The sequence below is a fragment of the Ramlibacter sp. genome, from assembly GCF_028292805.1.
Taxonomy (GTDB): domain Bacteria; phylum Pseudomonadota; class Gammaproteobacteria; order Burkholderiales; family Burkholderiaceae_C; genus Ramlibacter.
Genome location: NZ_JAQGLS010000075.1, coordinates 1 through 7,039 on the forward strand (window position 1 = coordinate 1; position 7,039 = coordinate 7,039).

A 7,039-nucleotide genomic window follows, 5' to 3' on the forward strand; every position below is an offset into this window, starting at 1 on the left:
CCTGGCCGGTTGCGGCAAGAAGGAAGAGCCGGCGCCCGCCCCGGCCCCCGCGCCCGTCGCCGCAGCGCCGGCACCCGCGCCCAAGGCCGAGCCGCTGAAGATCGCTTTTGCCTACGTCGGCCCGGTCGGCGACGGCGGCTGGACCTTCGCGCACGACAACGCGCGCAAGGCGCTCGAAAAGGAATTCGGCGACAAGGTGCAGACCAGCTTCGTCGAGAAGGTGCCCGAGTCGGCCGACGCCGAGCGCGTGATGCGCGACATGGTGGGGCAGGGCAACAAGCTGATCTTCTGCACCACCTTCGGCTACATGGAGCCGATGCTCAAGGTGGCCGCCGACAACAAGGCCGTCAAGTTCGAGCACGCCACCGGCTACAAGACCGCCGACAACCTGCGCACCTACGACAGCCGCACGTACGAGGGCGCGTACATGGCCGGCGTCATCGCCGGCAAGATGACCAAGACCAACACGCTGGGCGTGGTCGGCTCGGTGCCGATTCCTGAGGTGGTGCGCAACATCAACAGCTTCACGCTGGGCGCACAGTCGGTCAATCCCAAGATCAAGACCCGCGTCGTGTGGGTCGGCGACTGGTTCAATCCGCCGAAGGAAACCGAAGCCGCCACCGCCCTGATCAACGGCGGCGCCGACGTGCTGATGCAGAACACCGATTCGTCCGCCGTGCTGCAGACCGCGGAGAAGATGGGCAAGCGCGCCTTCGGCTGGGACAGCGACATGACGGCCTACGGCCCGAAGGCGCACCTGGGCTCGGCCGTCATCAACTGGGCGCCGTACTACATCAAGACCACCAAGGATGCCCTGGAAGGCACCTGGGCCACCGGCCAGGCCTGGTGGGGCGTCAAGGAAGGCGCGATCGACATGGTTTCCGTTGCCGCCGACGTGCCCGACGACACGAAGAAGCGCATCGACGAGATCAAGGCCGGCCTGAAGGACGGCACCTTCTCGATCTGGAAGGGCCCGATCGCCGACAACACCGGCAAGGAAGTCGTGGCCAAGGACACCATCGCCGACGACAAGTTCCTGGGCGGCGTGAACTTCTACGTCAAGGGCGTCGAAGGCAAGGTGCCGGGCGGCGACAAGAAGTAAGCTCGTGAGCGTGTGAAAGGGCCGCCCGTGGGCGGCCCTTCCTGTTTCAGTGACGACTGTTTTCCATGATCGAGCGACTGCACTGGCACCCGCTTGCCGCCGCCGATGCGGTGGCGCAGCCACCTGTTCCTGCCCGCCTGCTCGGCGAAGACCTCGTCCTCTGGCGCGACACTTCCGGCGCTGTCCATGGCTGGCCCGATGACGAGAAACTGCCCGCCTTGCGGGACAAGACCTTGCTGCAGGACCGGCCGCTGCTGGAGTCGCAAAGTCCCAAGTTGCTGCCGCTGGAGCTGCGGGCCGGACTGCACACCGCCGCCGACCGCGCATCCTCCGCCTACCGGCGTTATCTTTCCCGCCTGGGAATCACCTTCGGAGTCCGCTGATGGCCACCACCGTCCCTTCCATTGCCGCGGAGCGGCTGCCCGCCTTGCTGGCCGCGATGCCCAAGGCCGAACTGCACATCCACATCGAAGGCTCGCTGGAGCCGGAGCTGATCTTCGCGCTGGCCCAGCGCAACGGCGTGGCGATCCCGTATGCGAGCGTCGAGGAGTTGCGCCGCGCCTACGCCTTCACCAACCTGCAAAGCTTCCTGGACATCTACTACGCCGGCGCCAGCGTGCTGCTTCGGGAGCAGGACTTCCACGACATGGCGTGGGCCTACCTGCAGCGGGCCGCGGCCGACAACGTGGTGCGCGCCGAAATCTTCTTCGACCCACAGACGCACACGGCCCGCGGGGTGTCCATGGAGACGGTGATCAACGGGCTGCACCGCGCCTGCCAGGCAGCCAAGGCGCAGCTGGGCGTGGACGCCGAACTGATCCTGTGCTTCCTGCGCCACCTGAGCGAGGAAGACGCCTTCGCCACGCTGGAGCAGGCGCTGCCGCTGCGCGACAAGTTCATCGGCGTCGGGCTGGACTCCAGCGAGCTGGGCCATCCGCCCGAGAAGTTCGCCCGCGTGTTCGCGCAGTGCCGGCTGCATGGACTGCACCTGGTGGCGCATGCCGGCGAGGAAGGGCCGCCCGCCTACGTGTGGGCGGCGCTGGACGTGCTCAAGGTCGAACGCATCGACCACGGCGTGCAGTCGGCCAGGGACGGCGCGCTGATGGAGCGGCTGGCCAGGGACCGCATCCCGCTGACGGTGTGCCCGCTGTCGAATCTCAAGCTGTGCGTGTTCCCCACGCTGGCCGACCACAACCTGCGCGCCTTGCTCGACGCCGGCCTGGTGGCTACCGTCAATTCCGACGATCCGGCCTACTTTGGCGGCTACATGAACCAGAACTTCCTGCAGACTTTCGCCGCCACCGGCCTGGGGGCGCGGCATGCCTGGCAGCTGGCCGCCAACAGCTTCGAGGGCAGCTTCGCCGGGCCGGCCCGCAAGCGCGAGTACCTGGACCGCCTCGACGCCGCCTTCGCCACGATCGCCGCTGCGGCGTGACCCGGGCGCGGCCAGGCCGGCTACGCCGCGCCGGCCTCTTCGCGCTGCTGCTGCGGCGTGTCCGCCCGATTGCCGACGACGGAGGCGTACTGCGTGTCCCATTGCCAGGCCGCGGTCGCGGGGTTGGGCACGCACAGGTAGATCTCGTCCGCGGGATGCCCCGTCACCTGCAGCCCGCTGGAGCGCAGCATCGCCTCGATGCCCGCGTGGTTCGGCACCCACCAGTTGGTCGGGTCGCCCGAGAAGCGATGCTCGATGAAGGCCATTTTTGGCCAGCCGGGGTCCAGCAGCGGCTGCCGCTCGGTGATCGGGTGATCGGCCGTGTCGGGATAGACCTCCTTGCCCGGCAGCGCGAGCGTCTGGAACATCATCATGCGGCGCGTGCGCTGCGCCAGGATGTCCAGCGCCAGCAGCGGATAGCGCAGGTGGTAGAAGACGCCCATGAACCACACCAGGTCGAACTGCTCGTTGTCGCGCGCCAGGTCGTACACCTGCAGCTGGCGGAACTCCACGCGGTCCTGCAGCCCGAACTCCTGCGCCGCCCAGCGTGCCTGCGCCAGGTAGTGCGGGTCGATGTCGACGGCGAGCACCGAGGCCCCGCGCCTGGCCAGCTCGAAGCTGTAGAAGCCGGCGTTGCAGCCGACGTCGAGCACCCGCCAGCCGGACAGGTCTTCCGGGATCGCGCCCTTGACCTGCTCCCACTTGAAGCGCGGAAAGTCGCCGCCGATGAAGTGGTCGGGCACGGTCTGCAGCCCGCCGGGCAGATGCAGGTTGTGGAACCAGGGGCCGAGCGCATCGATCTGGCGCTGCTGCTGTTGAACACTGGCGGACATGGCCGTCTCCTGCATTCTCAGGCGGACACGCCGCTGAGCAGTTCCTGTGCGTGGGCTTCGAGTTCGGCGGCCCGGTGGGCCGCCGTGTGGTCGGCCAGGATGCGGGCGCGGGCGCGCTCGCTCAGGCGCAGCCGCTCGTCCTCGCCCATGGCCAGCGCGGCGAGCACGTCGGCCGTCTCGTCGGCCAGCAGGATCTCGCGGCCCGGCACCAGCAGCGTCTCCAGGCCGGCCCAGCGGTCGCTGATGATCGGCGTGCCGCAGGCCGCCGCCTCGAACAGCCGCACGCTGGGTGACCAGCCGGCGGCGATCATGTCGGCGCGCGTCACGTTCAGCGTGAAGCGCTGGCTGTTGTAGAAGCGCCGGTGCCGCGCCGGCGGCAGGTGCGGCTGGTACGTCACGTTCGCCGGCCAGGAGGCGGTGTCGGGATACTGCGGCCCGGCAATGACAAAGCGCCCCTGCGGCCGCTGCCGCGCTGGCGCCAGCAGGAAGCGGTCGACGCCGGGCTGCCGGTCGTCGCTGTAGGTGCCCATGTAGCCAAGATCCCAGGCGATGGGCTGCGGCTCGGGGTGGTACAGCTGCGGATCGAACGAGCAGTACAGCGCGCGCGCGCGTGGCGCGCCGAACTCGCACTCCAGCCGCCGCAGCGTCGGGCCGCCGGTGAACGACAGGTACAGGTCGTAGCCGGCGACCTGCGCGCGCGCCAGGTAGGCGCACTCGTCGCGCGCGAGCCTGGCCAGCGTGACTGGCGTGTCGATGTCGTAGAAGGTCTTGATGCCGCCGGCTTGCTCCTGAACCCAGTCGCCGACCGCGATGCCGTCGGGAACGTAGGAGCCGACGATCACCAGGTCGGCGTCGTGCACCGCGCCGGCATGCCGCTGGCGCAGTTCGTCCAGGCTGTCGTAGAGCACCGTGCGGCCATACGGCGGATGGGGCAGGTCGCGATTCTCCGCGTACCAGGGCCGGTCGCGCTCCAGGAACAGCACGTCGTGGCCGCGCTGGGCCAGTTCCCGCACCAGCGCGCGAAAGGTGGTGGCGTGTCCGTTGCCCCAGGACGAGGTGATCGACAGGCCGAGCACGACGATCCTCATGCCGCCGCCTCCACTGGCTGCGGCGCGCAGCCTTGCAGCACGGCATCGAACTGCGCGGCGCGGTGCGCGTAGGTGTGCTCGGCCAGCACCCGGCGGTACGCGGCCCGGCCGATGGCGTGTGCGCGCTGCAAGTCCAGCGCCCGCACGTGACCGGCGACTTCCGCGCCGTCGCGCGCCACCAGCATTTCGGCGCCCGGCTCGAAGAAGGTCTCCAGTCCTTCCCAGGCATCGGTGATCAGGCAGGCGGCCGCACCGGCCGCCTCGAACACCCGCGTGGCCGGCGAAAAGCCGTAGCGCGCCATGCTCTCGCGGCTGACGTTCAGCACGGCCAGCGGCGTGCAGTTGAAGGCGTTGTGGTCGGCGGTGTAGACATGGCCCAGGTAGTTCACGTTGGCCGGCATGTCCTTGTCGCCCCAGCCGCTGCCGCCCAGCATGAAGCGGCGCTCGGGCAGCGCCGCGGCGGCGCGCAGGAAGAACTCCTCCACCCGCGCCTCCCGGTCGGGCAACCGGTTGCCCAGGAAGCCGAGGTCGCAGGCAAAGCGCGGCTGCGGCGGCACCGGAAAGTGCGTGCCGGGATCGAGCGCGTTGTAGATCGGCACGCAGTCGCGCGCGCCGAGCGCCAGGTAGGCGCCGCGCACCGGCTCGCCCCCACCGTAGGTGAGCACCAGGTCGTAGCGCGGAATCAAGGGCCGGAAGGCGTCCTGCTGGTTGCCGTGGACGCGGTCCAGCGTGGCGGGCGCGTCGACGTCCCAGAAGGCGACCAGGCAGCCGTTGCCCTGCAGCTGCAGCACGGCGCGCTCCAGCAGTTCGTCGTGCACGCCGACGCCACTGGCCTTGATGACCAGGTCGTTGCCGCGCGCCTGCTCCACCGTGCGCAGCACCTCGGCTTCGGATTGCGCGGAGTAGACGACAACCCTGGCCCAGGACGGGTCGGGCATGTCGCGGTGCCGCTGGCGCTCGAACGCGTCCGGCTCGTAGAAGGTGACGCGATGGCCGCGCTCGTGCAAGGCGCGCACGATGCCGCGGTAGTAGGTGGCGGCGCCGTTCCAGTAGGCCGAAACCAGGCTGGAGGCGAAGAAGGCGATGTTCATGCGGGAAGCTCCATGGTCAGCGCTTGCGGCGGGCCCAGCTCGGCGTAGATCGCCAGCAGTTCGTCGACGCGATGCGCACAGGTGTGGCGCGCCAGGATGGTCTGGCGGCCGTGTTCGGCGAGCGAGCCGGCCAGTTCGGGGTCGCCCAGCACGGCGCGCAGCTGTTCGCGCATTTCGCGGCCGTTGCGGGCCACCAGGAAGTCGGCGCCCGGCGTGAATAGGTTCTCGCTGTCGTTCCAGGGCGCCGACACCAGCGGGATGCCGCAGGCCAGCGCCTCGAACACGCGGATGGTCGGGATGCCGGGCAGCGCCGCCACGTAGGGACGGCGCGGCACGTGCACCGTCACGCCGTGGCGCGCGAACACCTGCGGCGCCTGGTGGTTGGGCAGCCAGCCCGCGTAGCCGATGCCGGCGTCGGCCAGGCTGGCCAGGGCCTGCTGCGGATAGCGCACGCCGTGGATGCGGGCCCGCAGTTCCAGAGCCTGGACCGGCTCCAGCAGGAACTCGTGCAGTTCGGCGGTGCGTTCATCGTCGCCCCAGTTGCCGATCCACACCAGGTCGCCTTCGCGCGCCGTCCCGGGCAGGGGATGGAACACGCGGTGGTCGGCGGCCTCGTGCCAGGTCCAGGCGCGCTGCGCCCAGCCCTGCTTGCGGTACAGGTCGCGGATCACGTTGCCGAAGGCCAGCACGCCGTCGTAGTGGCGCAGGTCGTAGCCGGCCATGCCGTCGGGGTCGGTCACGCAGCGGTGGTGCGTGTCGTGGAACAGCAGGCGGTAGCCGGGGTTGGCGTGCCGGTGCAGCCCGATCGCCTTGACCAGCGCATGCGCATTCCACTCGTGCACCAGCACCAGGTCGGCGCCGGCCAGGGCCGCCTCGAGGTTCAGCGCTTCCAGCCGGTAGCGGATGCTGCGCAGCGACGGGTAGGCGCGGGCGAAGCCCTGCAGCGGCGCCTGTCCGTGCTCGGCCAGCAGGTTCTGCAGGCTCCAGGCGTCGTGCGGCTCGTAGACGTCCACTGCATGGCCGCGCGCGATCAGGTCGCTGCACACGCCGCGCAGGAAGTGCGCGTTGCCGTGGTTCCAGTCGGACAGCAGCGAGTGGCAGAACACGACTACGCGCATGCCGGCTCCTCTGCCGGCGCGGCGGCGAAGCGGGGTTGCAATTGCGCGTAGGCCGCCAGGTAGCCGTCGCACTGGCGAGCGGGCGTGAAGTGCTGCGCCCGCACCAGCGCCGCCCGCGCCAGCCGGGTGCGCAGCGCCGGCTGGGCGATCAGGCGCGCCAGCGTCGCCTGCAAGGCCGGGTGATCGTCCGGCGCCACGTAGAGCGCCGCGGGCCCCCAGATCTCGCGCAGGCTGGCGATGTCGCCCAGCACCAGGGCGCAGCCGCTCAGCGCCGCTTCCAGCACCGACAGGCCGAACGGCTCGTAGCGCGCCGGCAGCGCGTAGATCCCCGCGCTTGCCATTTCGGCGGCCAATGCTTCCGGCGGCAGGTCG

At 70.1% G+C, this 7,039-nt stretch carries 8 protein-coding genes; 3 read left to right on the top strand and 5 right to left on the bottom strand.

Translation table 11 applies throughout. The features are described 5' to 3' along the window. The 3 genes from JWP65_RS03915 to JWP65_RS03925 form a co-directional block, all read left to right on the top strand. Positions 1-1,102: BMP family ABC transporter substrate-binding protein (locus JWP65_RS03915; protein ID WP_299760542.1), on the top strand; the 1,102-nt coding region annotated here is incomplete at its 5' end. A gap of 65 nt (positions 1,103-1,167) precedes the next feature. Further along, entirely contained in the window at positions 1,168-1,485 is a 318-nt protein-coding gene (locus JWP65_RS20070) for a hypothetical protein (protein WP_367280467.1), read from the top strand. Then, positions 1,485-2,537, top strand: coding sequence for an adenosine deaminase (locus tag JWP65_RS03925; RefSeq protein ID WP_299760544.1), 1,053 nt, complete (start codon positions 1,485-1,487; stop codon positions 2,535-2,537). Before JWP65_RS20070 ends, JWP65_RS03925 begins: the two co-directional genes overlap by 1 nt. 20 nt (positions 2,538-2,557) lie before the next feature. Here the strand turns inward: JWP65_RS03925 and JWP65_RS03930 are convergent, their stop codons facing one another. From JWP65_RS03930 to JWP65_RS03950, 5 genes are all read right to left on the bottom strand, one after another. Next, the gene (locus JWP65_RS03930) at positions 2,558-3,370 is read right to left on the bottom strand and encodes a TIGR04290 family methyltransferase (RefSeq protein WP_299760546.1); all 813 of its coding nucleotides are present in this window, start codon (positions 3,368-3,370) and stop codon (positions 2,558-2,560) included. Between the two features lie 17 nt (positions 3,371-3,387). Next, on the bottom strand, positions 3,388-4,458 hold the full coding sequence (locus JWP65_RS03935; protein WP_299760548.1) for a glycosyltransferase: 1,071 nt from the start codon (positions 4,456-4,458) through the stop codon (positions 3,388-3,390). Beyond that, positions 4,455-5,549, bottom strand: a complete 1,095-nt coding sequence (locus tag JWP65_RS03940) for a glycosyltransferase (protein ID WP_299760550.1) — start codon at positions 5,547-5,549, stop codon at positions 4,455-4,457. The genes JWP65_RS03935 and JWP65_RS03940 overlap by 4 nt, the downstream gene beginning before the upstream one ends. Beyond that, positions 5,546-6,667 (bottom strand): glycosyltransferase, encoded by a 1,122-nt coding sequence (locus JWP65_RS03945; RefSeq protein ID WP_299760552.1) that lies wholly within the window; start codon positions 6,665-6,667, stop codon positions 5,546-5,548. Before JWP65_RS03945 ends, JWP65_RS03940 begins: the two co-directional genes overlap by 4 nt. Continuing rightward, positions 6,658-7,039, bottom strand: a 382-nt coding sequence (locus JWP65_RS03950; RefSeq protein WP_299760554.1) for a glycosyltransferase, incomplete at its 5' end; no start/stop codon positions are given. The genes JWP65_RS03945 and JWP65_RS03950, both read right to left, overlap by 10 nt.